Origin of the sequence: Rhizobium sp. BK529 (assembly GCF_014194105.1) — a bacterium.
Lineage (GTDB): Bacteria > Pseudomonadota > Alphaproteobacteria > Rhizobiales > Rhizobiaceae > Rhizobium.
Map to the genome: position 1 here is coordinate 245,413 of NZ_JACIAU010000003.1, position 26,334 is coordinate 271,746.

24 protein-coding genes are annotated in these 26,334 nt (G+C 60.4%); 14 read left to right on the forward strand and 10 right to left on the reverse strand.

Annotated elements, in window-relative coordinates:
- The first annotated feature begins 33 nt into the window (after positions 1–33).
- The gene (locus FHX08_RS21105) at positions 34–1,278 is read left to right on the forward strand and encodes an NAD(P)/FAD-dependent oxidoreductase (protein WP_132656534.1); all 1,245 of its coding nucleotides are present in this window, start codon (positions 34–36) and stop codon (positions 1,276–1,278) included.
- Positions 1,279–1,331: 53 nt separating this feature from the next.
- Here FHX08_RS21105 and ftsZ read toward each other — a convergent pair whose 3' ends face one another.
- Entirely contained in the window at positions 1,332–2,354 is a 1,023-nt protein-coding gene (ftsZ, locus tag FHX08_RS21110; protein ID WP_132656535.1) for a cell division protein FtsZ, read from the reverse strand.
- A gap of 246 nt (positions 2,355–2,600) precedes the next feature.
- Between ftsZ and FHX08_RS21115 the strand changes: the two genes are divergently transcribed.
- The 9 genes from FHX08_RS21115 (at position 2,601) to glpK (ending at position 12,634) form a co-directional block, all read left to right on the forward strand.
- Positions 2,601–3,374 (forward strand): DeoR/GlpR family DNA-binding transcription regulator, encoded by a 774-nt coding sequence (locus FHX08_RS21115; RefSeq protein ID WP_132656536.1) that lies wholly within the window; start codon positions 2,601–2,603, stop codon positions 3,372–3,374.
- A gap of 110 nt (positions 3,375–3,484) precedes the next feature.
- A complete protein-coding gene (gene glpD, locus FHX08_RS21120) occupies positions 3,485–5,014 on the forward strand; it encodes a glycerol-3-phosphate dehydrogenase (protein WP_132656537.1) in 1,530 nt (509 codons plus the stop codon).
- Between the two features lie 42 nt (positions 5,015–5,056).
- A complete protein-coding gene (locus FHX08_RS21125) occupies positions 5,057–6,133 on the forward strand; it encodes an ABC transporter ATP-binding protein (RefSeq protein ID WP_132656538.1) in 1,077 nt (358 codons plus the stop codon).
- 9 nt (positions 6,134–6,142) lie between these two features.
- Complete coding sequence (locus FHX08_RS21130; protein WP_132656539.1) at positions 6,143–7,213, forward strand: ABC transporter ATP-binding protein; 1,071 nt, start codon at positions 6,143–6,145, stop codon at positions 7,211–7,213.
- 2 nt (positions 7,214–7,215) lie between these two features.
- Complete coding sequence (locus tag FHX08_RS21135; RefSeq protein WP_132656540.1) at positions 7,216–8,082, forward strand: carbohydrate ABC transporter permease; 867 nt, start codon at positions 7,216–7,218, stop codon at positions 8,080–8,082.
- Positions 8,083–8,096: 14 nt separating this feature from the next.
- Positions 8,097–8,918, forward strand: coding sequence for a carbohydrate ABC transporter permease (locus FHX08_RS21140; protein ID WP_132656541.1), 822 nt, complete (start codon positions 8,097–8,099; stop codon positions 8,916–8,918).
- A gap of 12 nt (positions 8,919–8,930) precedes the next feature.
- On the forward strand, positions 8,931–9,212 hold the full coding sequence (locus FHX08_RS21145) for a DUF2160 domain-containing protein (protein WP_132656542.1): 282 nt from the start codon (positions 8,931–8,933) through the stop codon (positions 9,210–9,212).
- Positions 9,213–9,291: 79 nt separating this feature from the next.
- Complete coding sequence (locus FHX08_RS21150) at positions 9,292–11,022, forward strand: ABC transporter substrate-binding protein (protein ID WP_132656543.1); 1,731 nt, start codon at positions 9,292–9,294, stop codon at positions 11,020–11,022.
- Positions 11,023–11,137: 115 nt separating this feature from the next.
- Positions 11,138–12,634 carry a glycerol kinase GlpK gene (gene glpK, locus FHX08_RS21155; protein WP_132656544.1) on the forward strand — a complete coding sequence of 499 codons (1,497 nt, stop codon included), beginning with the start codon at positions 11,138–11,140 and terminating at the stop codon, positions 12,632–12,634.
- A 101-nt stretch (positions 12,635–12,735) separates the two neighbouring features.
- Here glpK and FHX08_RS21160 read toward each other — a convergent pair whose 3' ends face one another.
- From FHX08_RS21160 to FHX08_RS21170, 3 genes are all read right to left on the reverse strand, one after another.
- Positions 12,736–13,476: an SDR family NAD(P)-dependent oxidoreductase gene (locus tag FHX08_RS21160; RefSeq protein WP_132656545.1), complete on the reverse strand. Its 741-nt coding sequence runs from the start codon at positions 13,474–13,476 to the stop codon at positions 12,736–12,738.
- A gap of 236 nt (positions 13,477–13,712) precedes the next feature.
- Positions 13,713–14,201 carry a hypothetical protein gene (locus tag FHX08_RS21165; RefSeq protein WP_312862169.1) on the reverse strand — a complete coding sequence of 163 codons (489 nt, stop codon included), beginning with the start codon at positions 14,199–14,201 and terminating at the stop codon, positions 13,713–13,715.
- Between the two features lie 423 nt (positions 14,202–14,624).
- The gene (locus tag FHX08_RS21170) at positions 14,625–15,134 is read right to left on the reverse strand and encodes an Hsp20/alpha crystallin family protein (protein ID WP_132656548.1); all 510 of its coding nucleotides are present in this window, start codon (positions 15,132–15,134) and stop codon (positions 14,625–14,627) included.
- 218 nt (positions 15,135–15,352) lie between these two features.
- On the opposite strand from FHX08_RS21170, the gene FHX08_RS21175 reads away from it, so the two are divergent.
- Positions 15,353–15,574 carry a hypothetical protein gene (locus FHX08_RS21175; RefSeq protein WP_132656549.1) on the forward strand — a complete coding sequence of 74 codons (222 nt, stop codon included), beginning with the start codon at positions 15,353–15,355 and terminating at the stop codon, positions 15,572–15,574.
- A gap of 39 nt (positions 15,575–15,613) precedes the next feature.
- Here FHX08_RS21175 and FHX08_RS21180 read toward each other — a convergent pair whose 3' ends face one another.
- The 6 genes from FHX08_RS21180 to FHX08_RS21205 form a co-directional block, all read right to left on the reverse strand.
- Positions 15,614–17,818 carry an amylo-alpha-1,6-glucosidase gene (locus tag FHX08_RS21180; RefSeq protein WP_245508341.1) on the reverse strand — a complete coding sequence of 735 codons (2,205 nt, stop codon included), beginning with the start codon at positions 17,816–17,818 and terminating at the stop codon, positions 15,614–15,616.
- Between the two features lie 19 nt (positions 17,819–17,837).
- Positions 17,838–18,929, reverse strand: coding sequence for a glycosyltransferase family 4 protein (locus tag FHX08_RS21185; RefSeq protein ID WP_132656551.1), 1,092 nt, complete (start codon positions 18,927–18,929; stop codon positions 17,838–17,840).
- Positions 18,930–19,013: 84 nt separating this feature from the next.
- A complete protein-coding gene (locus FHX08_RS21190) occupies positions 19,014–19,439 on the reverse strand; it encodes a hypothetical protein (protein ID WP_132656552.1) in 426 nt (141 codons plus the stop codon).
- 98 nt (positions 19,440–19,537) lie between these two features.
- Positions 19,538–21,166 carry a chaperonin GroEL gene (groL, locus tag FHX08_RS21195; RefSeq protein WP_132656553.1) on the reverse strand — a complete coding sequence of 543 codons (1,629 nt, stop codon included), beginning with the start codon at positions 21,164–21,166 and terminating at the stop codon, positions 19,538–19,540.
- A 52-nt stretch (positions 21,167–21,218) separates the two neighbouring features.
- Complete coding sequence (gene groES / locus FHX08_RS21200) at positions 21,219–21,533, reverse strand: co-chaperone GroES (RefSeq protein ID WP_132656554.1); 315 nt, start codon at positions 21,531–21,533, stop codon at positions 21,219–21,221.
- Positions 21,534–21,914: 381 nt separating this feature from the next.
- On the reverse strand, positions 21,915–22,547 hold the full coding sequence (locus tag FHX08_RS21205) for a pyridoxamine 5'-phosphate oxidase family protein (protein WP_132656555.1): 633 nt from the start codon (positions 22,545–22,547) through the stop codon (positions 21,915–21,917).
- Positions 22,548–22,748: 201 nt separating this feature from the next.
- Between FHX08_RS21205 and FHX08_RS21210 the strand changes: the two genes are divergently transcribed.
- The 3 genes from FHX08_RS21210 (at position 22,749) to FHX08_RS21220 (ending at position 26,331) form a co-directional block, all read left to right on the forward strand.
- Positions 22,749–23,675, forward strand: a complete 927-nt coding sequence (locus FHX08_RS21210) for a LysR substrate-binding domain-containing protein (RefSeq protein ID WP_132656556.1) — start codon at positions 22,749–22,751, stop codon at positions 23,673–23,675.
- Between the two features lie 113 nt (positions 23,676–23,788).
- Positions 23,789–24,265, forward strand: a complete 477-nt coding sequence (locus FHX08_RS21215; RefSeq protein WP_132656557.1) for a MarR family winged helix-turn-helix transcriptional regulator — start codon at positions 23,789–23,791, stop codon at positions 24,263–24,265.
- Positions 24,262–26,331 (forward strand): FUSC family protein, encoded by a 2,070-nt coding sequence (locus FHX08_RS21220; RefSeq protein ID WP_132656558.1) that lies wholly within the window; start codon positions 24,262–24,264, stop codon positions 26,329–26,331. The genes FHX08_RS21215 and FHX08_RS21220 overlap by 4 nt, the downstream gene beginning before the upstream one ends.
- Positions 26,332–26,334: the final 3 nt, after the last annotated feature.

Consider the following 26,334-nt stretch of genomic DNA (forward strand, 5'->3'; position numbering starts at 1 on the left):
CATGTAAAGTTTAAGCCTATCAGGGTGATGACGATGTGGGGTGAAGCGGTGGCGGTCGATTACGATGTGGCAGTTATCGGCGCCGGTGCCGCAGGTATTGCCGCGGCACGAAAACTGGCTGACGCTGGGCGCTCGGTCGTTATTGTCGAAGCCAGCAACCGCGTCGGCGGCCGGGCCTGGACGATCGAACTGTCAGGCATGCCGCTCGATATGGGTTGCGGCTGGCTGCATTCTGCCGAGCGCAATCCGCTCGTTGCCATCGGCCGGGAGGCCGGCTTCACGATCGAGCGCGGACCGACGGCCTGGCAGAGCCAGTGGCGCGATCTAGGTTTTTCACCGGACGAGCGAATGGCTGCTGCATCCGCCTGGGAGGCGTTCGAAGAGCGTCTGCGGGCCAATCCGCCGGCAAGCGACCGCGCCTCGGATGCACTGGAACCCAATGGCGAATGGAACGCCTATTGCCAGTCGCTGAGCGGCTATCTGAACGGCGCGCCGCTGGAACGGCTGTCGGTCGCCGATTTTCTTGCCTATGACAATGCCGCAACCGACGCCAACTGGCGAGTGCATGAAGGCTATGGAAGCCTGATCGGCGCCGCCGTTCCCGACGTGACGCTGCGGCTTTCGACGCCGGTGCGCCGGGTCGCGCTGACCGGCGAGGGCGTAAGGTTGGAAACCGACCGCGGCCCGGTGACTGCGAGAGCTGCGATCGTCACGGTCTCGACCAATGTTCTTTCCCGTGGCACGATCGCCTTTGATCCTGATGTCGACGATCATCTGCATGCCGCCGGTCAGTTGCCGCTCGGCCTTGCCGACAAGCTGTTCATGGAGCTCAGCGGCAATCATGGGCTGGAATCGGAAACCCATCTGCTTGGCGATATCAGGAATGAAGAGACCGGCAGCTATTACATAAGGCCGCTCGGCCGCCCTGTTATCGAGGGGTTCTTCGGCGGAAAGGGCGCCGTCGTCATCGAACAGGCGGGTCTTCTCGACGCCTTCGCTTTCGCGCTCGACCAGCTGTCGTCACTTCTTGGTAACAATATCCGCCGCCACCTGCGGCCCTTCGCAGCGTCTTTCTGGTGTCACACGGATTGGGTTCGCGGCTCCTACAGCCACGCGCTTCCCGGCCATTCCGGCGCGCGGCTCGTGCTCGCGCGCCCGGTCGGCGACCGGCTGTTCTTTGCAGGCGAAGCGACCCATCAATCCGACTTCTCGACCGCGCATGGGGCCTGGGAAAGCGGAACAAGGGCCGCCGACGAGGTGATCGAAATGTTCGTCTAGATCTGCGTCACACACATCTAGACGATCTTCCAACCCTCGCCCGAGCCGGCGCCTTACTGCAGCGTGCGGGTTTGCACCTGTCCCGGCGCATAGCCCGGCACTGCGGCCGCCTGGCCGGCGCCGTCAAGGCCGGTTGCGACGACCGAGACGCGGAACCTGCCGTCCAGGCTGCGATCGAAAATCGCACCGACGACGATTTCGGCGTCGTCCTGGACTTCGTCGCGAATGCGGCTTGCGGCCTCGTCGACTTCGAACAGGGTCATGTCCGAGCCGCCGGAGATCGAGATCAGCACGCCCTTGGCGCCCTTCATCGAGATATCGTCGAGCAGCGGGTTGGCGATGGCAGCTTCGGCCGCCTTCATCGCCCGGGCTTCGCCGGCCGCTTCGCCGGTGCCCATCATCGCCCGGCCCATGCCGCGCATGACGGATTTCACGTCGGCGAAGTCGAGATTGATCAGACCTTCCTTGACGATGAGGTCGGTGATGCAGCCGACACCGGAATAGAGCACCCGGTCCGCCGTCATGAAGGCATCGGCGAAGGTGGTCTTGGCATCCGCAATGCGGAAGAGATTCTGATTGGGAATGACGATGACGGTATCGGCTGCCTCGCGCAGTGCCTCGATACCGGCTTCCGCCATTTTCATGCGGCGGTTGCCTTCGAAAGTGAACGGTTTGGTGACGACGCCGACCGTCAGGATGCCGGCCGAACGAGCCGCATGCGCGATGACGGGTGCCGCACCCGTGCCCGTGCCGCCGCCCATGCCGGCGGTGACGAAGCACATGTGCGAGCCGCTCAGATGATCCATGATCTCGTCGAGCGATTCTTCCGCCGCAGCACGGCCGACTTCCGGCAGGGAGCCGGCGCCGAGACCTTCGGTGACATGTGCGCCAAGCTGGATGCGGCGTGTCGCCTTGGAGGTCGCCAGCACCTGGGCATCCGTATTGGCGGCGATGAAATCGACCCCCGCCAGTTTCTCGGCGATCATGTTGTTGATCGCGTTTCCGCCACCCCCGCCGACGCCAATCACCGTAATCTGCGGCCGCAATCCCGTAATGCCGCTCTTGGCGTCTGTCATCGAACTCTCCTTTTGTCCCTCATGCGTGCTCCGCCCGTCGCGGACAGCGAATCGCAGCATCATACGCTAAGGGCGCAACAAGGCAGAGACGGGGCGAGCTTTGCAATATCCAAGGGGATTTCAGCACGCGATCATATTCCAATGGATCGCACGGCGAGATTGCCCTCGGGATCGCACCAGCAGCGATTGCTTTGCCTCACACCGAAGTTTCGCTAAAGATGAAAACGAAACGAAGGGAGGGCGCGCATGTTTTTGTCGGATCGCCAGGGGAAAATCGTTGCGCTTGCGAAAACGTCGGGCCGGGTGCTGGTCGACGATCTGGCAGCGCAGTTTGCCGTGACACCGCAAACGATCCGCAAGGATCTGAACGATCTTTGCGATGCGCAGCTCCTGACGCGCATTCACGGCGGCGCAACCTTCCCGCGCGGTACGGAGAACGTCCGCTACGATGCGAGGCGCCAGATCGCCGCGAGCGAAAAACAGGCAATCGGCATTGCGGCCGCTGATCTCATTCCCAACAACAGTTCCCTCTTCATCAATATCGGCACGACGACGGAAGCTGTAGGCGAAGCGCTCACCGATCATCACGAACTGATGGTGATCACGAATAATATCAATGTTGCCAATAGATTACGACTGATCGACCATATTGAGGTGGTGATTGCCGGCGGTGTGGTGCGCCAGTCCGATGGCGGCATTGTCGGCGAGGCAGCCGTCGATTTCATCCGGCAGTTCAAGGTCGATTATGCCGTGATCGGCGCCTCGGCGATCGATCCGGACGGCGCGCTTCTGGATTATGATTTTCGCGAGGTGAAGGTGGCGCAAGCCATCATCGCCAATGCGAGGCACGTCATCCTGGTTGCTGACTCGACCAAGTTCGAGCGTACCGCGCCTGTTCGTATCGGTCAGATTTCGCAGGTCCATACGTTCATCACGGACCAATGCGATTCGCCGTCCATCCGCAATATCTGTCAGCAGAGCGGCGTCGTGCTGATCGAAGCGACGAAAGCAAACCGCTGATTTTCGCAGCGGATAACATTCGTTTGACATTCGGAAAATTTTCGATTTAATCATCCCTGCTTTCGGTTTTGGGGGAACCGTTGCGCTATCCTGGTGCAACGAGAGGGAACATGGGTCGTATCCACGATATTTTCGTCATCGGCGGCGGGATCAACGGCTGCGGCATTGCGCGCGATGCGGTTGGCCGTGGCTATACGGTGGTCCTAGCCGAGATGAACGATTTCGCTTCCGGCACCTCGTCGGGCGCCACCAAGCTCATCCATGGCGGCCTGCGCTATCTCGAGCATTACGAGTTTCGCCTGGTGCGCGAATCGCTGATGGAACGCGAAATCCTCTGGGCCATGGCCCCGCACATCATCTGGCCGCTGCGCTTCGTCTTGCCCTACCACAAGGGCGGCATTCGTCCCGCCTGGCTGATCCGGCTTGGCCTCTTCCTCTACGACCATTTGGGCGGCCGCAAGCTGCTGCCGCCGACTTCGGTGCTTGATATGCGCGCCGATCCGGCCGCCAAGCCGCTGAAGGCGCTGTTCACCAAGGCCTTCGAGTATTCCGACGGCTGGGTCGACGATGCCCGCATGGTGGTGCTCAATGCCCGCGATGCCGCCGACAAGGGGGCGCTGGTCATGCCGCGCACCAAGGTCGTGTCGGCGAGACAGGAGAAGGATGCGCAGGGAAATAACCTCTGGCAGATCGAAACGGTCAACACGGTCACCGGCAAGAGCGAGCGCCATCAGGCCCGCATGCTGGTCAATGCTGCCGGTCCCTGGGTCGACCACGTGATCCGCTCCGCCTTCGGTCATAACGAGGCCCGCCATGTGCGCCTCGTCCAGGGCAGCCACATCGTCGTCAAGAAGAAGTTCGAAGGCCCGCGCGCCTATTTCTTCCAGAATCCCGACAACCGCATCATCTTCGCCATTCCTTATGAGACCGACTTTACGCTGATCGGCACCACCGACCGCGATTACACCGCCGATCCGAAAGATGTGAAGATTTCCGAGGAAGAGACGCTCTATCTCTGCAATGCCGCCTCGGAATATTTCAAGGAACCGGTCAGACCCGACGATATCGTCTGGACCTATTCGGCGGTTCGCCCGCTCTTCGACGACGGGGCCTCGAAGGCGCAGGAGGCAACGCGTGATTACGTGCTGAAGGTCGAGGGCAAGGCGGGCGAGGCACCATTGCTCAATGTCTTCGGCGGCAAGCTCACCACCTACCGGCGGCTGTCGGAACATGCGCTGGAAAAGATCGGCGAGGCGATCGGCGTCAAAGGCAGGCCGTGGACGGCGGGCAGCCATCTGCCGGGCGGCGATTTCCCGGTGCAGGGCTATGAGGCGGAAGTGGCCAAGCTCAAGGCTCGCTATCCGTTCCTGAGCGAAGCCCATGCCCGCAGGCTGACGCGGCGCTATGGCACCCGGGCGACGGTGCTGCTCGGCAGCGCCCGGAAGGCAGAGGATCTCGGCCGGCTGTTCGGATCCGATCTCTACGAGGCCGAGGTGCGCTATCTCATCGACAATGAATGGGCCAGACACGCAGAGGACGTGCTCTGGCGAAGAACAAAGGATGGCCTGCGTCTTTCGAAGGATGAGGCCAGATCACTGGAGGAGTACATGGCTGCCATGCCGGCGACGATGGCCGGATAAGGTGGCGTGTGGTCCCCGTTGCGAGGAGGCACGGGAATCGGAATGCTGGAGTTGCGGAACGCCGCCAAGATGGTGGGCGCGGACTATCATATTTATCCGACCGATCTGGTTCTCGAGCGGGGCACGCTGAATGTCCTGCTGGGGCCGACCTTGTCGGGCAAGACGTCGCTGATGCGTCTGATGGCGGGGCTTGACCGGCCGACCGAAGGTTCCGTCCGTTTCGACGGCGCCGATGTCACCGGCATGCCGGTGCAGAAGCGTAACGTCGCCATGGTCTACCAGCAGTTCATCAACTATCCGGCCTTGAGCGTCTATGAGAACATCGCCTCTCCGATGCGAATTTCCGGCAAGGACGGCGCCACGATCGACCGCGAGGTCCGCAAGGCCGCCGAACTTCTGAAACTGACGCCCTATCTCGATCGCACGCCGCTCAACCTGTCTGGCGGCCAGCAGCAGCGCACCGCGCTCGCCCGCGCCCTCGTCAAGAATGCCAGCCTCGTGCTGATGGACGAGCCGCTCGCCAATCTCGACTACAAGCTTCGCGAGGAATTGCGCGAGGAACTGCCGAAGATCTTTGCCCAATCGGGCGCAATCTTCGTCTACGCGACCACCGAGCCTTCCGAGGCACTGTTGCTCGGCGGCAATACCGCGACGCTGAACGCCGGCCGCGTAACACAGTTCGGCCCGACGATCGACGTCTATCGCCGGCCAATCGATCTTGCGACCGCCGGCATCTTTGCCGATCCGCCGCTGAACGCCATCGAGGTTATCAAGTCGGGCGATGTCTTCGCGCGGCCGAGCGGGGGCACGCTTCCGGTTCCCTCGCATCTCGCCGTGGTGCCGGACGGGCCTGTCACCATCGCCTTTCATCCGCACCATCTCGGCCTTGCGCCGCAAACCGGCGATGCGGCCCGCCTGCAGGCGCGCACGCTGGTCTCCGAAATCACCGGCTCGGAGAGCTTCGTTCATCTGGATTACGACGGCGTGCGCTGGGTGATGTTGGCGCACGGCATTCACGACATCGATCCGGACATGGACATCGAGGCTTTTCTCGACATGCGCCACCTTATGGCCTTCGGCGCCCACGGGCATGCCATCACCACGGTCGCAAAGGCATAGGAGAGCACAATGGCACGCATCACGCTCGACCATATCCGCCACGCCTACGGCCCCAATCCGAAGACGGAAAAGGATTATTCGCTGAAGGAAGTCAACCACGAGTGGAACGATGGCGGCGCCTATGCGCTTCTCGGTCCCTCCGGTTGCGGCAAGACCACGCTGCTCAACATCATCTCCGGTCTCCTGCAGCCCTCGCACGGTCGCATCCTGTTCGACGGCCGCGACGTCACCGACCTTTCGACCCAAAGCCGCAACATTGCGCAGGTCTTCCAGTTTCCGGTCATCTACGACACGATGACGGTTTACGACAATCTCGCCTTTCCGCTGCGCAATCGCGGCGTGGCCGAGGCGGATGTCGACCGGCGTGTGCGCGACATTCTCGAGATGATCGACCTTGGCGGCTGGGCAAAACGCAAGGCGCAAGGCCTGACGGCCGACCAGAAGCAGAAGATCTCCCTCGGACGCGGGCTGGTACGCAACGACGTCAACGCCATTCTTTTCGACGAGCCGCTCACCGTCATCGATCCGCATATGAAATGGGTGCTGCGTTCGCAGCTGAAGCGGCTGCACAAGCAGTTCGGCTTCACCATGGTCTACGTCACCCACGATCAGACCGAGGCGCTGACGTTCGCCGAAAAGGTCGTCGTCATGTATGACGGCCAGATCGTCCAGATCGGCACGCCGGCCGAACTCTTCGAGCGGCCGAGCCATACCTTCGTCGGTTATTTCATCGGTTCGCCCGGCATGAACGTCATGCCGGCAAGGATCGACGGCAGCACTGTCAGGGTGGGGGACGAGACGTTGACGCTCGGTTACGCGCCGAAAACCGAGAACGCTGCAAAGACCGAGCTCGGCATCCGTCCCGAATTCATTCGTCTTGGACGGGAAGGCATGCCGATCTCCATCAGCAAGGTCGAGGATATCGGCCGGCAGAAGATCGTGCGCGCCCGCTTCGCCGGCCAGCCGATTGCGATCGTCGTGCCCGAGGATGACGAAATCCCTAATGACGCACGCGTCAGCTTCGATCCCTCGGCCATCAGCATTTACGCCGATAGCTGGCGTGTCGGCAGGGAGGCCTGACCATGCAGAAAACGTGGAACAACAAAGCCTGGTTTCTGGTCCTGCCGGTGCTGCTGCTCGTCGCCTTTTCGGCGGTCATCCCCCTGATGACGGTCGTCAACTATTCGGTGCAGGATACGTTCGGCAATAACGAGTTCTTCTGGGCCGGCACCGACTGGTTCATCCAGACCCTGCATTCCGACCGCTTCTGGGCCGCATTGCAGCGCAACCTGCTCTTCTCCCTCATCGTCCTGGTGCTGCAAATTCCGCTCGGTATCTTCATCGCGCTCAACATGCCGAAATCGGGGCCGGGTGTGCCCGTCTGCCTCGTGCTGATGGCGCTGCCGCTGCTCATCCCGTGGAATGTCGTCGGCACGATCTGGCAGGTCTTCGGACGTGTCGACATCGGCCTGCTCGGCCATACGCTGGAAGCGATTGGCCTCGACTATAATTATGTGCGCGACCCGGTCGATGCCTGGGTGACCGTCATCATCATGGACGTCTGGCACTGGACGAGCCTCGTGGTGTTGCTCTGCTATGCCGGCCTCGTTTCGATCCCGGATGCCTATTATCAGGCAGCCAAGATCGACGGCGCCTCGCGCTGGTCCGTCTTCCGATACATCCAGCTGCCGAAGATGAAGCGCGTGCTTTTGATCGCCGTGCTCTTACGCTTCATGGACAGTTTCATGATCTATACGGAACCCTTCGTCGTCACCGGCGGCGGCCCCGGCAACTCGACGACCTTCCTCTCCATCGATCTGGTGAAGATGGCGGTCGGCCAGTTCGATCTCGGCCCGGCGGCGGCAATGTCGATCATCTACTTCCTCATCATCCTGCTGCTCTCCTGGGTGTTCTACACCGTGATGACCAGCGGCGACGCGAACGGCTGAAGGAGGGCGCAGACATGACCAGCAAATACAAACCTGCAGGCAGCCTTTCCTGGCTCGTTCCGACTGTTTACATCATCTTCCTGATCCTGCCGATCTACTGGCTCGTCAACATGAGCTTCAAGGAGAATGCCGATATCACCGGCGCCTTCTCGCTGTGGCCTACGAACCCGACGCTGCGCAATTATGCGGTCATCTTCACCGACCCGTCCTGGTACAATGGCTACATCAACTCCATCATCTATGTGGTGATGAACACGGTGATCTCGGTTGCCGCGGCGCTGCCGGCTGCCTATGCCTTCTCGCGCTATCGGTTTCTGGGCGATAAGCACCTGTTCTTCTGGCTGCTGACCAACCGCATGGCGCCACCGGCAGTCTTCGCGCTGCCCTTCTTCCAGCTCTATTCGGCCTTCGGCCTGATCGATACGCATATTGCGGTGGCGCTCGCCCACTGCCTCTTCAACGTGCCGCTGGCGGTCTGGATCCTTGAAGGTTTCATGTCCGGCGTGCCGAAGGAGATCGACGAGACGGCCTATATCGATGGCTACTCCTTCCCGCGCTTCTTCGTGAAGATCTTTATGCCTCTGATTGCAAGCGGCGTTGGTGTCGCCGCCTTCTTCTGCTTCATGTTCTCGTGGGTCGAGCTGCTGCTTGCCCGCACGCTGACGACGACGGCCGCAAAACCGATCTCGGCGATCATGACGCGCACGGTTTCGGCAGCCGGCATGGACTGGGGTGTGCTCGCGGCAGCCGGCGTGCTCACCATCATTCCGGGCGCGCTCGTCATCTATTTCGTTCGCAATTACATCGCCAAGGGCTTTGCCCTGGGCCGCGTCTGAGGAGGACCGGACATGAGCTTTTCCTGGATGGCCTGGACGCTGCCGACGGCGCTCTTCTTCCTGACGATCTTTCTGCTGCTCGTCGGCATGAGCGTCTGGGAATATTTTTCGCCGGGGGGATCGCCGCGCGTTGGCTTACTCCGGTTCGAGACGACGCGCGGCGACAGGCTCTTTGTTTCGCTGCTGGGGGCAGCGTTCATTCATCTCGCATGGCTGGGTCTTGTCGGACCCAACCTGTGGTGGGCTCTTGGCATCTCCGTGATCTACGCCATCGGCGTATTCCGTTACGTGTGATTCCAAGGTGATACGGATGGCCGGGGGTACTGGCCGCCTGAGACGTAAGGACTGCAATCGCTAACCCTGGGAGGATATTATGCGAAGGCATCTATTAACGACGACAGCAGGCATTTTGCTGGCACTGGCGGGCTCCGCCTATGCCGGTATGGATGAGGCGAAATCCTTCCTGGACAAAGAGGTCGGTGATCTCTCGACGCTCTCGCGCGCCGACCAGGAAAAGGAAATGCAATGGTTCGTCGATGCTGCGAAGCCTTTCGCCGGCATGGACATCAAGGTCGTTTCCGAAACGCTGACGACACATGAATACGAATCGAAGGTGCTGGCGCCTGCCTTTACCGCGATCACCGGCATCAAGGTGACCCACGACCTGATCGGCGAAGGCGATGTGGTCGAAAAGCTGCAGACGCAGATGCAATCCGGCGAGAACATCTACGACGCCTATATCAACGACTCGGATCTGATCGGCACGCATTGGCGCTATCAACAGGCCCGTTCGCTGACGGACTGGATGGCCAATGAAGGCAAGGAGGTCACCAATCCGGGCCTTGACGTCGACGACTTCATCGGCAAGTCCTTCACCACCGCTCCAGACGGCAAGCTCTACCAGCTTCCCGACCAGCAGTTCGCGAACCTCTACTGGTTCCGCTACGACTGGTTCAACGACGAGAAGAACAAGGCCGACTTCAAGGCGAAATATGGCTACGATCTCGGCGTTCCCGTCAATTGGTCGGCCTATGAGGATATTGCCGAGTTCTTCACCGGTCGTGACGTGAACGGCAAGAAGGTCTTCGGCCATATGGACTACGGCAAGAAGGATCCGTCGCTCGGCTGGCGCTTCACCGATGCCTGGCTCTCCATGGCAGGTAACGGCGACAAAGGCATTCCGAACGGCAAGCCGGTCGATGAATGGGGCATTAAGGTCGACGAGAACTCGCGGCCGGTTGGCTCGTGCGTTGCACGCGGCGGTGATACCAACGGTCCGGCAGCGGTTTATTCGATCCAGAAGTATCTGGATTGGCTGAAGGCCTATGCGCCGGCGGCGGCTCAGGGCATGACCTTCTCCGAGGCCGGCCCTGTTCCATCCCAGGGTGAGGTCGCGCAGCAGATCTTTACTTACACGGCCTTCACCGCCGACTTCGTCAAAAAGGGCCTGCCGGTGGTCAACGAGGATGGCACGCCGAAATGGCGGTTTGCGCCGTCCCCGCACGGCGTCTACTGGAAGGACGGCATGAAGCTCGGCTATCAGGACGCTGGTTCCTGGACGTTGATGAAGTCGACGCCGGTCGACCGCGCTAAGGCAGCATGGCTCTATGCGCAGTTCGTCACGTCGAAAACGGTCGATGTGAAAAAGAGCCACGTCGGTCTGACGTTCATCCGCGAATCCACCATTCGCGACAAGAGCTTCACCGAACGCGCTCCAAAACTCGGTGGTCTGATCGAGTTCTACCGTTCTCCGGCGCGCGTCCAGTGGACACCAACCGGTACCAACGTTCCTGACTATCCGAAGCTTGCACAGCTATGGTGGCAGGCAGTTGGTGACGCGTCCTCCGGTGCAAAGACCGCTCAGGAAGCCATGGATTCGCTCTGCGCCGAACAGGAGAAGGTGCTGCAGCGCCTGGAACGCGCGAAGGTGCAGGGCGATATCGGCCCGAAACTCGCCGAGGAGCATGATCTCGCTTACTGGAACGCCGATGCGGTCAAGAAGGGCAACCTCGCGCCGCAGCTGAAGATCGAGAACGAGAAGGAAAAGCCCATCACCGTCAACTATGACGAGCTCGTCAAGAGCTGGGCGGACGCGAAGAAATAAGCGTCAGATCGGCCGGGCGCGACGGTGCCCGGCCGCCTTCCATTTTCCGGAAATCAAACGAGGACAAGTCGCCGTTCCCCACGGAACGATGGCTGTTGCGCAGGAAAAAGATGTCATGAGCGGCCATATCCTTGCCATCGACCAGGGCACGACATCGTCACGAGCCATCCTCTTCGATGCGAAGATGCGGATCGTATCGTCGGCTCAGACGGAGATTACCCAGCATTTTCCGCAGACTGGCTGGGTGGAGCATGATGCGGCCGAAATCTGGGATACGGTGCTTTCGACGACGCGCGATGCCGTGGCAAGAAGCGGTTTGGCACCCGGTGCGATTGCCGCTGTCGGCATCACAAATCAGCGCGAAACAACCGTCGTCTGGGACAGAGCCACCGGCCAGCCGCTCCATCGGGCGATCGTCTGGCAGGACAGGCGGACGGCCGAAATGTGCGACCGTCTGAAAGTCGATGGCTACGAAAAGCTCTTCACGGCCAAGACCGGCCTGTTGCTCGATCCCTATTTCTCGGGCACGAAGCTGCGCTGGTTGCTCGACAATGTCGAGGGCTTGCGTGTTCGCGCCGAGGCCGGCGAGGTTTGTTTTGGAACGATCGACAGCTGGCTTATCTATAAGCTCACCGGCGGGCGCAAGCACGTCACCGATGCGACCAACGCGTCGCGAACCTTGCTCTACAATATCGCCGAGAACCGCTGGGACGACGAACTGCTCGAGATTCTGCACATTCCTCCGGCACTTCTACCTGAGGTCAAGGACAGCGCCGATGATTTCGGCACGGTAGAGGCGAGCGTTTTCGGGGCTGCCGTTCCGATCCTCGGTGTGGCCGGCGACCAGCAGGCGGCAACGATTGGCAATGCTTGCTTTCAGCCGGGCATGGTGAAATCGACCTATGGCACCGGCTGCTTCGCGCTTTTGAACACCGGCGACGACCGCGTGCGCTCCAAGAACCGCCTGCTGACGACCATTGCCTATCGCCTGAAGGGCAGGACGACCTATGCACTGGAAGGATCGATTTTCATCGCCGGGGCAGCGGTCCAGTGGCTGCGCGATGGTCTCGGGATAATTGAAAAAGCTTCCGAAACCGGAGTGCTGGCCGACAAAGCCGATCCGCAGCAGCGGGTCTATGTCGTGCCTGCCTTCACCGGCCTCGGCGCTCCCTATTGGGATCCGGAGGCGCGGGGCGCGATCTTCGGCCTGACACGCAACAGCGGCCCGGCAGAACTCGCGCGCGCCGTCCTGGAATCGGTCGCCTACCAGACGCTCGATTTACTCGTTGCCATGAAAAGCGACTGGGGCGATCACCCGATCGAAACGGTCTTGCGCGTCGATGGCGGCATGTCGGCCTCCGAATGGACCATGCAGCATCTCGCCAATATTCTCTCGAGCCCCGTCGATCGGGCCGCGACGCTTGAGACGACGGCCTTGGGCGCGGCCTGGCTTGCCGGATCGCAGGCAGGTGTCTGGCCGGATCAGAGCGAGTTTGCCAGCGCCTGGGCGCGCGACCGCAGCTTTCAGCCTGACATGACGGAGATCGATCGGCAGGCAAGGATCGTCGGCTGGCGCAATGCGATCGCGCGAACACTCAGCACGATGACCTGAGCTGGGCGGACCAGCACGGTGAAAAAGAGCCGGGCGGTGTCAGGCCACCCGGCTTGTCTGTTTGCCGGAATGTCGTCTGCCAGCCTCACGCAAACCGACGATCAGTGACAGCATTCCTGTGTCATTTCGGCCGCCGGCGGAACGTAGGCGGAAAATTCCTGCTCGAGCGTCTTGATGACGCCGGTGCGCCAGCCATCGGCAATACGTTCGGAATAAGGATCGGGAAAGATATCCTCTTCGCCTCTTTCGAAGCCGTCGAATATTCCGGTTGCCACGAGAGCGGGCGGCGACTTCGGCACCTCGAAGCCACGCGTCATGTCGGTATCGACAGGCCCGGTGAAGCAGCTGTGCACGGCGATGCCACGGCCTGCCAAAAGCGCCCGGAAGGCCTGCATGAGGTTGTGTGCTGCCGCCTTCGAAATCGAATAGGCCGGCGTGGAGGCGACCGGCACGAGCGCCGAGAGGGACAGGTTGTTGATGATGGCGCCCTTCGATCGCGTCAATGCTGGCAGGAAAGCCCGGGTCACCCGCAGCGGGCCGAAGAAATTGACCGCCATATGGCGGTTGATGATGTCGGCATCGCCGAGATCGTCGGGCATGAAGATGCCGGCATTGTTGACGAGGATATCGAGGTTTCCGACGGTCGCGACCGCTTCCCGGACGTCACGCTCGTCGGTGATGTCGAGTTTGACGAAGGTGACGCGATCATCGTCATGATGCTGCTCGCTGCGCGATGCCGCGTAGATGCGCTTTGCGCCACGCCGTAGCGCTTCGTCCGTGAGAGCCTTGCCGATGCCGCGATTGGCGCCGGTGATCAGAATCGTTTTGTTTTCGATGCTCAAGACATGCTCCTGTAAATGACCATGCCATCAGGAGGGGTTTCCTGATGGTCATGAGGGAGCCTAGGCCCGTTCGGTCAATGAACGGGAGTAACATGTCTGGCGGGATCTGGAGGCATGCGCCGGCGACGAGCATTATCAGTCCCTTTGCAGCCACCTTGCACAGATGCATTCCACCGCCTCGAGCAATCGCCAACCGAACCGACCCTTCAGCAGTGCCAGCGCAATCCATCTTCCGATCAGTTTTCGATCTGCTGCTCCGAGACGACGCTGACGATGACTTCGTCGTGTCCGTTCGGATAGAGAGGCAAATCGACGGTGATCGCTTTCCTGCGCTCGGAGGACGACGCCTCGAGGAATTTCCTGACGCGCCCCTGACCATTCTTCGCGCCTGATGCCTGCGCGTGTGTCTCATCGACGAGACGACGTTCAAAGGCCGCAGCGTCGATTTCTGCAAAGGCCATGGTGCAGCTTTCCACTTGGCTGTCGCCCACTGAGGCCCGCGCGACTACCAGCGCCTCGAATGAACCGTCCCCTTCCGCGGTCAGATTCCAGCCTTCCAGCGCCACCGGATCTTCTACGGGCGCGAGGCTTGTGGCCATATCAGTCGCAAGCGCAGGCCAATCCCTGTCCTTCGCCGCAGTGACCGTCCGCTGGAAATCCGGTCCTCGAACGAGACAGCGTTCGTTGAATTGACCAAACGGATCCGGTTGGTCGGCGCCTGCCACGCCCGCAAAGCCGGTGAGAAGGATCGCCGTCGAGAGGCAATATGTGATCCTGCACTTGCTTGTCATATGTCAGGCTCGAGCCTCCTTGGATATTCGCGCCAGGCGTTGCCTTACCATTGCGATGAAAAGGGAGAAATGATGGTCGATATGATCCGCCTTCAAAACACTTGGTCATTGACCATTCCCGGCCTTCGCCCTGGCAAAGGGACTATGACCCGAGACGCTGCGGCGATGATCGTTCACGGCAATGTATGGGTTGATGTCGAGATCTATGGCAGCAAGGGGACCAGACGCTGGATCGATGTGACGGTTTCCGACTGAGAGGCAATCGTCCAGCGAAACGAAAATGCTAAGGGCGAAAGGCACGGTCCCATCTGGTAGCCAAAGACGCGGCCGCCAGATGGCCGCCGCGTCTTCGTTCGATTAGCTTTGGATGGCGATGCGTTTGACCTGCGACTGTGCCTTCTCGGTTTTCGGCAAGGTCACGGTCAGGATGCCGTTCTTGAAGCGGGCCTCGACCTGTGCCTCCATAACCTCGGTGCCGAGCGGGATGCGTCGTTCGAAGCGTCCGTAATACCGCTCCGAAAACTGGCGGTCCTTGTCCTCAGTCTCAGAACGCTTCTCGCCTTTCAGTGTCAGCACACCATCATTCAGCAGGACTTCGATGTCTTTCTCCTCGAGGCCGGGTACCTCGGCGGTCACCTTGATCTCTTTGTCGGTGTCGGACACCTCGATGTTCGGCCAGCCGGCGCTGAAAGCGGTACGGCTGCCGAAGGAGGGAACGCCGGAGCTGAAACCGCGGAACACATCGTCGAACAAGCGGTTCACCTCACGATGCAACGACAGGAAAGGATCACGGTCGTCATCGCGCAAGAGATTTGGAACGTGGTTGCCGGTGTCACGGCCCCACGGGATCAGATCACGAACACTCATGGTTTTCTCCTTTCTGTTGGTTCGGTTGGTAAGCCCCATTTGGGTTCCGAGCGCCAGGAGAAGCCGACGCCTCCCCACAGTATGGGCTCATCAAACATGCTATATTATTGATATAATTCAGTGCCTTGCGGATTCAAGGGGTAAGTTTTCCGATAGGAAAATTGATCTTTCTAGCAGCGTTACTAGGTTCACGCGGAGGTAAAGAGAGGAGGAATGATATGACAATGACTTCCGACGATGTCATCGCCATCCTTGGGCCTGTCGATGATACACTTGTAGCCGAGGTCATCGCGACCGGTGCAACGCAGGCCGAGCTCGCAGAAGCATTTGCGTGGGCCAACAATGACGAGGCCTTGATTGGCGAGGGGCGACGCCTGGCGACGGGCAGGGTTGCTGTGCTCGTCGATCTGCTGACTTCGGACGATGAGGAGCCGCAATAGGAATGGTGTATAACCCGGCTCCCGGAGATTGTGGTTCATCTATAGCATTGTGAGCACTCGAACGTCGCCTCTGCGTTCGACGACATCGACCATGACATGGCGCCCGGAGCGGCGGACGGCGACATCGGCCGAGCCATTACCGATGGATAGATCTCGCAAGAGCACTTCATCCAGGAAGGAGGGCAGCCGCGGCTCGTTGAAGCTGATCCGCAAGGCGTCCGGATCGAAATCCAATCCCAAGCAGGATTGCAACAGCGAGAGGGGAGCGGCTGCCGCCCAAGCCTGCGGCGCGCAGGCAACAGGATAGAAGGTCGGCCCTTGCGCGCGCTGACGCGCAAACCCGCAGAAAAGTTCGGGAAGCCGCTGCAGGTCGATGTAGGTGGAGGCGGCAAACAATCCTTCGAAGATCCGTGCAGCATCGGATCGATAGCCATATCGCGCCAGGCCTTTGGCAATCATCGCGTTGTCGTGCGGCCAGACCGAACCGTTGTGATAACTCATCGGATTGTAACGCGCCTCCGTGGAGGCGATGGTGCGGATACCCCAGCCGCAGAAGGATGGAGCGCTCATCAGCGTGCGGGCGACCTGCTTGGCCCGCTCGGGAAAGGCGATGCCGGCGAAGAGCGCGTGGCCGGCGTTGGAGGAGCGGGTTCGGCACGGCCGCTTGTTTCCGTCAAGTGCCAGCACGTATGTGCCGAGTTCCTCGTCGAAAAAGGCGGCGTCAAAGGCACGACGCAAACCTTCAGCTCTGACGAGGAGGCTTGCGCTGCGTTCAGCCCGATTGAGACGGCGGAAGATATCTGCCGCCGCCTGCCAGGCGCCGTAAACGTAGGCCTGCACCTCGGCAATGGCAATCGGCCCTTTGGCCAATGCGCCGTCCGCATGAAAGATGGAATCGTGACTGTCCTTCCAAGCCTGGTTCACCAGGCCCTCTTCGGTCAAGCGTCCATATTCGACGAAGCCGTCGCCATCCCGGTCGCCATATTCGTCGATCCAGGTGAGAGCCGCCTCGATATGCGGGAGAAGACGCTCGATAGTTGCAAGGTCGCCGGTTCGATGGAGATATTCGCCGGCGAGCATCACGAACAGAGGCGTGGAATCGATGCTGCCGTAGTAGCGCCGGAAAGGAACTTCGCCGAGTTCAGCCATTTCTCCGGCGCGTACTTCATGCAGGATTTTGCCCGGCTCGGAGTCCGAGGATGGATCGACATCCGTCGCCTGGTTGATCGCGAGATGCCCAAGAACACCGCGGGCGATCTCCGGATCCAGCCAAAGCGTTTCAAGAGCGGTAATGATGGCATCGCGCCCAAAAACCGTGCTGAACCAGGGAATGCCGGCATAGGGATAGGGGCCTTCGGGCTTTTCCGTCATCAGCATATAGAGATCGGCAATGCTGCGCCGCGCGGCTTCGTTGAAGATCCCGTTTGATGTTGCAATCGAAGCCGCGCGTGAGGATAAGGCCCGCAACGCCCGGCGGGCATCCCGCAGGCCAATGAAAAAGGAACGATAGCCTGGGCGCTGGGTCACCGTCTGGTCGCAACCGATCTCGATGAACAGCGGCCGGGTTTCCTGTGGCGCCAGGTGGAGGTCATAGACGACATGATCGCTGCCAAGTTGATCCGGCTGCGGATCGAAGGACAGCCGCGTCGATCGTTTCCGCTTGTCCAAGCCTATATAGGAGAGCAGGACCGCATCCTGCTCCACGACGGCCGGAAGATGCCGTCCTCTCCTGGCCCTCACCGTTCCCCGCACCTCGAACAGATCGGCGAAATCAGCTCCAAATCCAATCTCGATGCGGACATGCTGCGGTCGATCGTCATAGTTGCTGACGGTCAGCCGCTCGTAGCATCGCGCATTCCAGAGGAAGCGTGACCTTCGCAGATGGATCAGGTCGTGGCCAAGGGTGAGTTTGCCCTTGTCGTCAAAGTGATCGGGATTGGTCAGGTCGCACCTTAGGGTGGCGTTGTCGTCGCGCAATGTGGACGACAGCAGCATTGGCCGCTTTCCATTGATCGTCAGATAAAGGTGGGAAAGATATCGCGTATCGAGATGAAAGAGGCCTTCCGGACTGCCAGGCCCGGAAAGCACATCCCCATTGTGATCGAAGACGGCAAAGGTGTCGCCGTGCTTCAGGGTGCGGGGCCGCCTCTCTTGCAGAGATGCTGCAGCCGGAATGAAGAACTGTGCTATCGGCGCTGCGGGGCTCGCCAATGCAGTGGCCGGATTACTGCCTGTTGAAACCATCGACAGGGCTCCCGTGCGATTAGGCGACGACTTTCAGGTCGAGCGATTGACCGTTCACCCGGCGAACAGCGGTTCTTGGGCGAACGCCCGGCAGATTGCGATAGATGCCGAGATAGTCCCGCGCCATCCGTTCTGCTGTGAAACGATCCTCGAAAGCACGCCGGACCTTGCGACGATCAAGCCGCAGCAGCCATTCGATATTTTCTGCGGCCTCCTGAACACTGTCGACCAACACACCGGAGACGCCCTCATCGATCACTTCAGGAACAGAGCCGCAGCGGAAAGCGATAACAGGTGTACCGCAGGCCATAGCTTCGATCATGACAATCCCGAAGGGCTCCGGCCAATCGATCGGGAAAAGCAGCGCACCGGCATTGCCGAGGAAACTCGCCTTCCGATGCTCGTCGATCTCGCCGACGAACTCGACATTCGAATGGCTTTTTACCATCGGCTCGATCACCGTTTCCCAATAGGCTCTGTCCACATCATCGATTTTGGCTGCCATTTTCAGCGGCATGCCGACCTTTGCGGCGATCTGGATGGCGCGGTCTGGCCGCTTTTCGGGTGATATGCGACCGAGGAAGGCAAGATAATTTCCCTTCGGCCGTTCCGTGAAGGGTAGCAGATCTCGGGGCAGGCCATGATAAACCGTTCCCGACCAGTTGACCGGCGGCATCGGGCGGCGCTGATCATTGGAGATCGAAACGAGGGGAATATCGGCAAACGCCTTGTAGAAGGGCTTGAGATCAGGCAGGTCGAGACGCCCATGCAGCGTCGTGACCGTGCGGTCGGCGAAATCTCGGATCAGCGGGAAATGCAGGAGATCGATATGGAAATGCAGCACGTCGAACTCATGCGCGCGCTGGCGGATCTCCTCCAGCATCATGATCTGGTGCGGCAGTTGGTCCTTGACCGCCGGGTTGAGCCGCAGCGCAATGTCCGAGCACGGCACCAGTACAGCACTGGTGGCGGAATCGCCGCTGGCAAAGAGCGTGACGTCATGGCCTTGGGCAACGAGTTCTTCAGTGAGATAGGAGACAATGCGCTCGGTTCCCCCGTAAAGCTTGGGCGGAACGCTTTCAGCGAGCGGTGCGATCTGAGCGATCTTCATCGGCAAACCTCCTCAATTGAGCAAAGAATCCTCAGGAAAGAACCACCTGCGTCCTCGAAGGCACGCAGCGGCCAGATAGGATGTCTAGATCTCGAATGACTGTCGGCGACATCCTCCTTTCCGGTAGCTGCACAGGCCAATGCTCCCTAACCGGCGAACTCGCTGCGGGTTCCGTCGAGGGGGTCTTTGGATGTCGAAGAAATGAGATGAAATTATCCCTTGAGATCGTCGATCGTTCTTTTCCAACGTCTTGAGCGCCTCGATCGCCTCGTCACGGGAGACGGCCTTATCCGTTTCTGAAAAAAGTCGAAGAGCCGGTATGGGTTCGATCGCAGACAACTCGGATGCCTCTGAAGCGGGTATGACCGGCTTCGCGTCCTTGCCGACGTCTTCGGCTGAAAGCACCTCGCGGGAGATCTCGAAATTGATGGCCGGATGAAGCAGATGCGCGGCGCTAATCACTGCTGTGGTTTCCCGCGCTGCGGATCTGTTGATGTTTTCCTTTCTCATAACTTGGCTCCATTGATCGTGACCGATGGAACTTGATTGGTTTCCATAAAGCATCTGAAGGTCCGCGCCGACAGACGGCGCGGACCTTCGCAATCGCTTTAGAAGTCCATGCCGGCACCGGCAGGCATTGCCGGGGCGGTGTCCTTCTTGGGCTTTTCGGCGATCATGGCTTCCGTCGTGACCAGCAGGCCGGCAACCGAAGCGGCATCCTGAAGCGCGGTACGCACGACCTTGGCCGGATCGATGACGCCTTGCGCGTAGAGATCGCCATATTCGCCGGTCTGGGCGTTCCACCCGTAGGAGAAGTCGCTCTTCTCGCGCAGCTTGCCGACGACCACCGAACCCTCAGCGCCGGCGTTTTCGGCGATCTGGCGGGCCGGCGATTCTATCGCGCGGCGGACGATGTCGATGCCCACGCGCTGATCATCGTTGTCAGTCGGCAGACCGTCGAGGGCCTTGACGGCACGCAGCAGTGCAACGCCGCCACCGGGCAGGATGCCCTCCTCGACGGCGGCACGGGTCGCATGCAGAGCGTCGTCGACACGATCCTTCTTTTCCTTCACTTCGATTTCCGTCGAACCGCCGACGCGGATGACGGCAACGCCGCCAGCGAGCTTGGCAAGACGTTCCTGCAGCTTTTCGCGGTCATAGTCGGAGGTGGTCTCTTCGATCTGGGCCTTGATCTGAGCAACACGACCGTCGATCTCCGACTTCGAACCGACGCCGTCGATAATGGTCGTGTTCTCCTTCTCGATCGCCACCTTTTTGGCGCGGCCGAGCATATTGAGCGCGACGTTTTCGAGCTTGATGCCGAGGTCTTCGGAGATGACCGTGCCGCCCGTCAGGATGGCGATGTCTTCGAGCATTGCCTTGCGGCGGTCGCCGAAGCCTGGAGCCTTGACGGCAGCAATCTTGAGGCCGCCACGCAGCTTGTTGACGACGAGGGTCGCAAGAGCTTCGCCTTCGACGTCTTCAGCGATGATCAGGAGCGGCTTGCCCGATTGGACGACGGCCTCAAGGATCGGGAGCATGGACTGCAGGTTCGAGAGCTTCTTCTCGTGAATGAGGATGTAGGGATCCTCGAATTCGACGCGCATCTTGTCCTGGTTGGTGACGAAGTAGGGGCTCAGGTAGCCGCGGTCGAACTGCATGCCTTCGACGACTTCGAGTTCGGTTTCGGCGGTCTTGGCTTCTTCGACAGTGATGACGCCCTCGTTGCCGACCTTTTCCATGGCTTCAGCGAGAAAACGGCCGATCTCGGCATCGCCATTAGCGGAGATCGTACCGACTTGGGCGATCTCGGAATTGCTCGTGATTTTACGGGCGTTGGTCTTCAGTTCCTTGACCACCGCATCGACGGCAAGATCGATACCGCGCTTCAGGTCCATCGGGTTCATGCCGGAGGCGACGGCCTTGGCGCCCTCCTTGACGATTGCTTGGGCGAGCACTGTGGCGGTCGTTGTGCCGTCGCCCGCAAGATCGTTGGTTTTGGAGGCGACTTCGCGCAGCATCTGGGCGCCCATGTTTTCGAACTTATCTTCGAGTTCGATTTCCTTGGCGACCGAAACACCGTCCTTGGTAATGCGCGGAGCGCCGAAGGACTTGTCGATGACGACGTTGCGGCCTTTCGGACCGAGCGTCACCTTTACCGCATTGGCAAGCACATCGACCCCTCGCAGCATGCGTTCACGGGCGTCGGTGTGGAATTTGACGTCTTTCGCAGCCATTTTTTTCACTCCTTCAATAGGCAGCTAATTTGACTGATGATTGGAAGGCCCCTCAGGCGGCTTTTTTCTGCTCGGCCTGAGCCTCGACGATGCCCATGACATCGCTTTCCTTCATGATCAGGAGATCCTCGCCATTCAGCTTGATTTCGGTGCCGGACCATTTGCCGAACAGAATGCGATCGCCAACTTTGACGTCGAGCGCCTGGATCTGTCCGGCATCGTTGCGCGCGCCGGGGCCGACGGCGATAACTTCGCCCTCCTGCGGTTTTTCCTTTGCGGTATCGGGAATGATGATGCCGCCCTTGGTCTTTTCTTCCGAATCGACGCGGCGGACGAGAATGCGATCATGAAGTGGTCGGAACGACATGTTTTCCTCCGATGGACAAACAATGATGATGTTGTTCCCCTAGCCGGACCGGATGACCAGTCCGGGCGGGTGCAAAGACCTCGGTCGAGCGTCTTGCGCGAAATGATCTGGTTTTGCGATTTTTTGATTTCAAGAGGGACGAAACAAAAAATTAGCACTCACCTAAGAGCGCTGCTAATGCGATGGAAAAGAACGGGAAATCGCAATTTGGACGCGTCGGAACAGGAATTCGCGGAAGCTATGTTGCTCCGGTCGCTGATAATTGGAAGTGCTATCGGAGAGGCCCAGATGCCGGGTGACGCCAGGCGGTCGGCGGGTCGGTCGCTCAGGCGCTTGGCAACGGGCGTCGATCCTGCGGCGATAATGCTGATAGATAGGAGTTTAGCCGGCACCTCCACCGCGCGCGAGTTGTGCCCGCAGGGTGGCGTTCTCCGCTTCCAGCTCCGCCAGGCGCTGGTGAAGCGGCTGGAGGCCAACGGCGATTTCTGCTTCGCTATAACGCGGCGTGATATGCTGCGGGCAGTTCCAGTCGAAGGCTTCGAGGCGCAGACGGAAGATGCGTTCAGGTTTTGCCCGATAGGAAGATGTCGCGAGCATCTGCGTGAGCGCGGGATCGGCGTCGAGCGTCAGCTTTTCGGCATGCGCATAGATCTTCAGCCGTGCCCGGCGAGCATAATCCATCAGGAATAGGCAGACCTTATCATTGGCGGCAAGATTGCCGGTACTGATGTACTGGCGGTTGCCGCGATAGTCAGCAAAGGCGAGCGTGCGGTCGTCTATCACCTTGAGAAAGCCCTGCGGGCCGCCCCGGTGCTGAACATAAGGCCAGCCGGTCTCGGAAACGGTGGCCATGTAGAAACTGTCGCGGGACGCGATGAAGGCGCGCTCATTTTCAGTGAAGCGATCGAAACTGCGGTCCGTCGGCAGGCCGGTCCAGAAGTCCTGAACGCCCATTTCTGCCTGCACGGCGCGCACGCTCGGCGTCGAGGCAATGTCAAGAAACCCGTAGGACATGATCCATTTCTCCAAGGTTTGGAGGGGAGCGGCGCGAGGCCGCGCTCTTCCATCAAGATGTAATCAGGCGCCGGCCTGGTTGCTCCGCTACGTCGGAAAACGGCCGCTGTGATTGGCTTCGCGAACTCAACATGTCGATTTTCGCCTGCAAAGAGAATATGCTCCAATCGAAAGTGATTTTACCAGAAATTGGAAGAATGAATGGATCGGCTCGAAGCCATGTCTATGCTGCTGGAGGTGGTGGACAAGGGAAACCTCTCTGCGGCCGGCCGGTCTCTGAAAATTCCCCTGCCGACGCTGAGCCGCAAGATCACCGAGCTGGAGACACTGCTCGGAACGAAGCTCTTGACCCGCACCACCCGGAAGATCGCCCTGACCGATGCGGGCGCCACCTATGTGGAGGCGGCAAGGCGTATCCTCGAGCAGGTGGAAGAGGCCGAGCGCCAGGCATCGGGCGAATTCGCGATGCCGAAGGGGGAACTGGTGATAACAGCGCCGATGCAGTTCGGCCGCCTTCACGTGCTGCCTGTCGTGGCAGACTTTCTTGCCGCCTTTCCAGCGATCAACGTGCGGCTGATGCTGACGGACAGGAACATCGATCTCGTCGACGAACATGTCGATATGGCGGTGCGCATCGGCAATCTGCCTGACAGCGCCATGGTTGCCACGCGCATCGGTTCGGTGCGCCGTGTGGTCTGCGGCAGTCCCGCTCTCTTTGCCAGCCGAGGCGTGCCGAAGGAACCGGCCGATCTCCTCAATCTACCCTGTATTGGCGTCGAACTTCTGACCTCATCCAGCGGCTGGCAGTTTCGCAGGGCAGGCGTGGCGAAACCGGTCGAGGTGGCGATCAGCCCGCGTCTTTCAGTCACCACGACCGAAGCAGCAGGAGAGGCGGCAATCCGCGGTGTCGGTGTCACCCGATTGCTTCATTACCAGGTCGCACAGTCCGTCGCCGCCGGCGCACTCGAGCTCGTGCTCGAGGAATTCGAACCCGAGCCCGCACCCATTCATCTGGTCCACCTCGCCCGCGGTCAGATGCCGCTCAAGATGCGTCACTTTCTCGATTTTGCAGCGCCCCGCCTGCGGGCCAGTGTCGCCCCGCTGCAGTCCATCTCGATGCGGGGATGACGCACCCCACATCCGTCGTGATTGCATCGCGCGCCAGGCATCCACCAGCGTAAATTTGACGCGCGCTAAATAATCATTTGAATCCTAACTATTTTGATGCTATTAAAATCGCCATGCAATCATCTCCTGTCCTTCATCGCGTCTTTACCGCAAACCTTCTGTCGACCGGTCGCCAGTGGCGCCGGGCTGTCGATATTGCCCTCAGTTCCCACGGCATTTCGGAAGCCTGTGCGGCACCGCTGCTCTGGATCGGCCGGCTGGGCGGTGGTGTGCGGCAGATCGTACTTGCCAATCACGTCGGCATTGAAGGGCCGTCGCTGGTCAGGCTGCTCGATCAGCTGGAAGCGCTTGGCCTCGTCATCCGCAAGGATGATCCGATCGACAGACGGGCAAAGGGTCTCTGGTTGACGGAGGAGGGCGAGAGCCTCGCCATTCGGATGGAAGCCGTTCTCGATGAACTGCGCGGCAGGATACTCGCCGATGTCAGCGAAGCCGATCTCGAAGCGGCGATCCGCGTTCTCAAGGCCTTCGAAGAGATCAGCCCGTCGCAAGTCGTGGCGGCAACACAGCAGCTCGAGGAAACATCGTGACTCTTCCCTCCTGGCGGGACTGGCTCTTCTCGGCCAAGGCCTTCCTTGCCTCCATGCTGGCCCTTTTCATTGCCCTGTCCCTCGACCTGCCGCGGCCCTACTGGGCGATGGCGGCGGTTTACGTCGTTGCCAATCCGCTGGCTGGAGCAACAAGTTCGAAGGGCCTCTATCGCGCGCTCGGCACGCTGCTCGGCGCCGGTGCTGCCGTCTTCTTCGTGCCGCTCTTCGTCAACGCGCCGGAGCTTTTGAGCATCGTCATCGCGCTCTGGACGGGCACGCTGCTTTTCATCTCGATGCTGGACCGCTCGTCGCGCAGTTATGTCTTCATGCTGGCAGGCTATTCGCTGCCACTGATCGCCCTGCCGTCAGTCGGCTCGCCGGATACCATCTTCGACACAGCCCTTGCCCGCTCGGAAGAGATCATCATCGGCATTGTCTGTGCCAGTCTCGTCAGCGCCGTCGTCTTCCCGACCAGCGTGCGCAGCGTGCTCGGCCAGCGTATCGCCACCTGGCTTGACGATGCCGGTAGCTGGGCAAACGATATTTTGCGCGGCGAGGGTGCTATTCCGGCAACGCCCTTGAAGCGACAGAAGCTTGCTGCCGACGTGACCGGCCTCGACCTCATCATCAGCCAGCTCGGCTACGATGCAGGCAGCCGCGATATCGTGCGCCATTCGCGCGAGTTGCGCGGTCGTCTCCTGATGCTGCTGCCGCTTTTCTCCTCGCTCGCCGACCGGCTTCACGCGCTGAAGGCCGAGCGTGGGACACTGCCAGAAGATCTGGTCTGCCTGCTGAACGAGGTCGCCGACTGGTTGAGCCTCGGTGCAAAATCTCAGGCCGACGACACCGCTGAAAAGCTGACGCAGCGAATTCAAAACCTCCGCCAGGCCGACCCGGATCGCCGCTGGGGCGAATTACTGTTCGCGAGTGCGCTGGCGCGCCTGAAGGAGATCGTCGATCTCTGGCAAGATTGCCTGACTCTGCGCGACGAAATCATCAGCGGCGGACATTCCGGCCCGTGGCAGCCGGTCTTTCGTCATCGCCAGATCGTCGGTCGCAACGGCCATTTCGACTATGCGCTGCTTGCCTTCCAGGCCGGCGCCGTCGTTGCCGGCATTCTCGTTGCCTGTGCCTTCTGGATCTATAGTGGCTGGCAGAATGGCGCGGGCTTCGTCACCATGGCAGCCGTCGCCTGTTCCTTCTTCGCAGCACTCGACCGGCCGGCCCCGTTCATCACCTCGATGTTCATCTGGTGCGGCGTCAGTCTCGTCATCTCGTTCGTCTACATTTTTGGCATCCTGCCGATGGTCAACAGCTACGAATTGCTGGTTCTGGTCTTCGCGCCGCCCTTCCTGCTCTTGGGGCTGATGATCCCCAAGCCGAAGTTTAACATGCTGGCGATGCTCCTGACCGTAAACAGCGCTTCCTTCATCGCGCTGCAGGACCGCTATACGTCCGATTTCACCACCTTCGCCAATGAGGCGATCGCCGCGCTCGCGGGCATCGGCTTCGCCCTGGTCTGGACGCTGGTTGCGCGCCCCTTCGGCGCTGAGCTCGCCGCCTGGCGGCTGGTGCGTGCGGGCTGGACCGATCTTGCCGAGACGGCAGCCGGCGAGCGCCATGCCGATCATGAGCGGCTCTCCGGCCGCATTCTCGATCGCCTGGGCCAGCTCGTTCCGCGCCTTGCGGTCGTTGAAGATCGCGAATTGAAGAAAGTGGATGGCTTCGCTGAGGTCCGGATTGGCTTCAACGTACTGATGCTGCAGGGCGAGCGCAGGAAGTTGCGCGGCGCCAGTGCCGCATCGCTCGGCGCCGTCCTGTCTGGCATTGCCGATTTTTATCATGGCCGAATCGATGCGGGCCAGCCGCTCGAGCCACCGGATGACCTGCGCCAATCGATTGACGACAGTCTGAAGACCATCGCACTCGAAGACGACAGGCGTGGCGCCGACTGTATCGACGCTCTCGTCGGCCTGCGACGTGCACTCTTTCCTGACGCAGCCCCGCCGGCAAGCTGGCAGGCGGCCGAGGCTGCGCCGCAACTCCTCCCGCTTGCCGCTGAGTAATTG

What these genes read in the sequence shown, in the direction of transcription:
- FHX08_RS21105 (WP_132656534.1), top strand. Translation starts at nt 34, where the DNA reads ATGTGGGGTGAAGCGGTGGCGGTCGATTACGATGTGGCAGTTATCGGC.
- ftsZ (WP_132656535.1), bottom strand. Translation starts at nt 2,354, where the DNA reads ATGACAGACGCCAAGAGCGGCATTACGGGATTGCGGCCGCAGATTACG.
- FHX08_RS21115 (WP_132656536.1), top strand. Translation starts at nt 2,601, where the DNA reads ATGTTTTTGTCGGATCGCCAGGGGAAAATCGTTGCGCTTGCGAAAACG.
- glpD (WP_132656537.1), top strand. Translation starts at nt 3,485, where the DNA reads ATGGGTCGTATCCACGATATTTTCGTCATCGGCGGCGGGATCAACGGC.
- FHX08_RS21125 (WP_132656538.1), top strand. Translation starts at nt 5,057, where the DNA reads ATGCTGGAGTTGCGGAACGCCGCCAAGATGGTGGGCGCGGACTATCAT.
- FHX08_RS21130 (WP_132656539.1), top strand. Translation starts at nt 6,143, where the DNA reads ATGGCACGCATCACGCTCGACCATATCCGCCACGCCTACGGCCCCAAT.
- FHX08_RS21135 (WP_132656540.1), top strand. Translation starts at nt 7,216, where the DNA reads ATGCAGAAAACGTGGAACAACAAAGCCTGGTTTCTGGTCCTGCCGGTG.
- FHX08_RS21140 (WP_132656541.1), top strand. Translation starts at nt 8,097, where the DNA reads ATGACCAGCAAATACAAACCTGCAGGCAGCCTTTCCTGGCTCGTTCCG.
- FHX08_RS21145 (WP_132656542.1), top strand. Translation starts at nt 8,931, where the DNA reads ATGAGCTTTTCCTGGATGGCCTGGACGCTGCCGACGGCGCTCTTCTTC.
- FHX08_RS21150 (WP_132656543.1), top strand. Translation starts at nt 9,292, where the DNA reads ATGCGAAGGCATCTATTAACGACGACAGCAGGCATTTTGCTGGCACTG.
- glpK (WP_132656544.1), top strand. Translation starts at nt 11,138, where the DNA reads ATGAGCGGCCATATCCTTGCCATCGACCAGGGCACGACATCGTCACGA.
- FHX08_RS21170 (WP_132656548.1), bottom strand. Translation starts at nt 15,134, where the DNA reads ATGAGTGTTCGTGATCTGATCCCGTGGGGCCGTGACACCGGCAACCAC.
- FHX08_RS21175 (WP_132656549.1), top strand. Translation starts at nt 15,353, where the DNA reads ATGACAATGACTTCCGACGATGTCATCGCCATCCTTGGGCCTGTCGAT.
- FHX08_RS21180 (WP_245508341.1), bottom strand. Translation starts at nt 17,818, where the DNA reads ATGGTTTCAACAGGCAGTAATCCGGCCACTGCATTGGCGAGCCCCGCA.
- FHX08_RS21185 (WP_132656551.1), bottom strand. Translation starts at nt 18,929, where the DNA reads ATGAAGATCGCTCAGATCGCACCGCTCGCTGAAAGCGTTCCGCCCAAG.
- FHX08_RS21190 (WP_132656552.1), bottom strand. Translation starts at nt 19,439, where the DNA reads ATGAGAAAGGAAAACATCAACAGATCCGCAGCGCGGGAAACCACAGCA.
- groL (WP_132656553.1), bottom strand. Translation starts at nt 21,166, where the DNA reads ATGGCTGCGAAAGACGTCAAATTCCACACCGACGCCCGTGAACGCATG.
- groES (WP_132656554.1), bottom strand. Translation starts at nt 21,533, where the DNA reads ATGTCGTTCCGACCACTTCATGATCGCATTCTCGTCCGCCGCGTCGAT.
- FHX08_RS21205 (WP_132656555.1), bottom strand. Translation starts at nt 22,547, where the DNA reads ATGTCCTACGGGTTTCTTGACATTGCCTCGACGCCGAGCGTGCGCGCC.
- FHX08_RS21210 (WP_132656556.1), top strand. Translation starts at nt 22,749, where the DNA reads ATGGATCGGCTCGAAGCCATGTCTATGCTGCTGGAGGTGGTGGACAAG.
- FHX08_RS21215 (WP_132656557.1), top strand. Translation starts at nt 23,789, where the DNA reads ATGCAATCATCTCCTGTCCTTCATCGCGTCTTTACCGCAAACCTTCTG.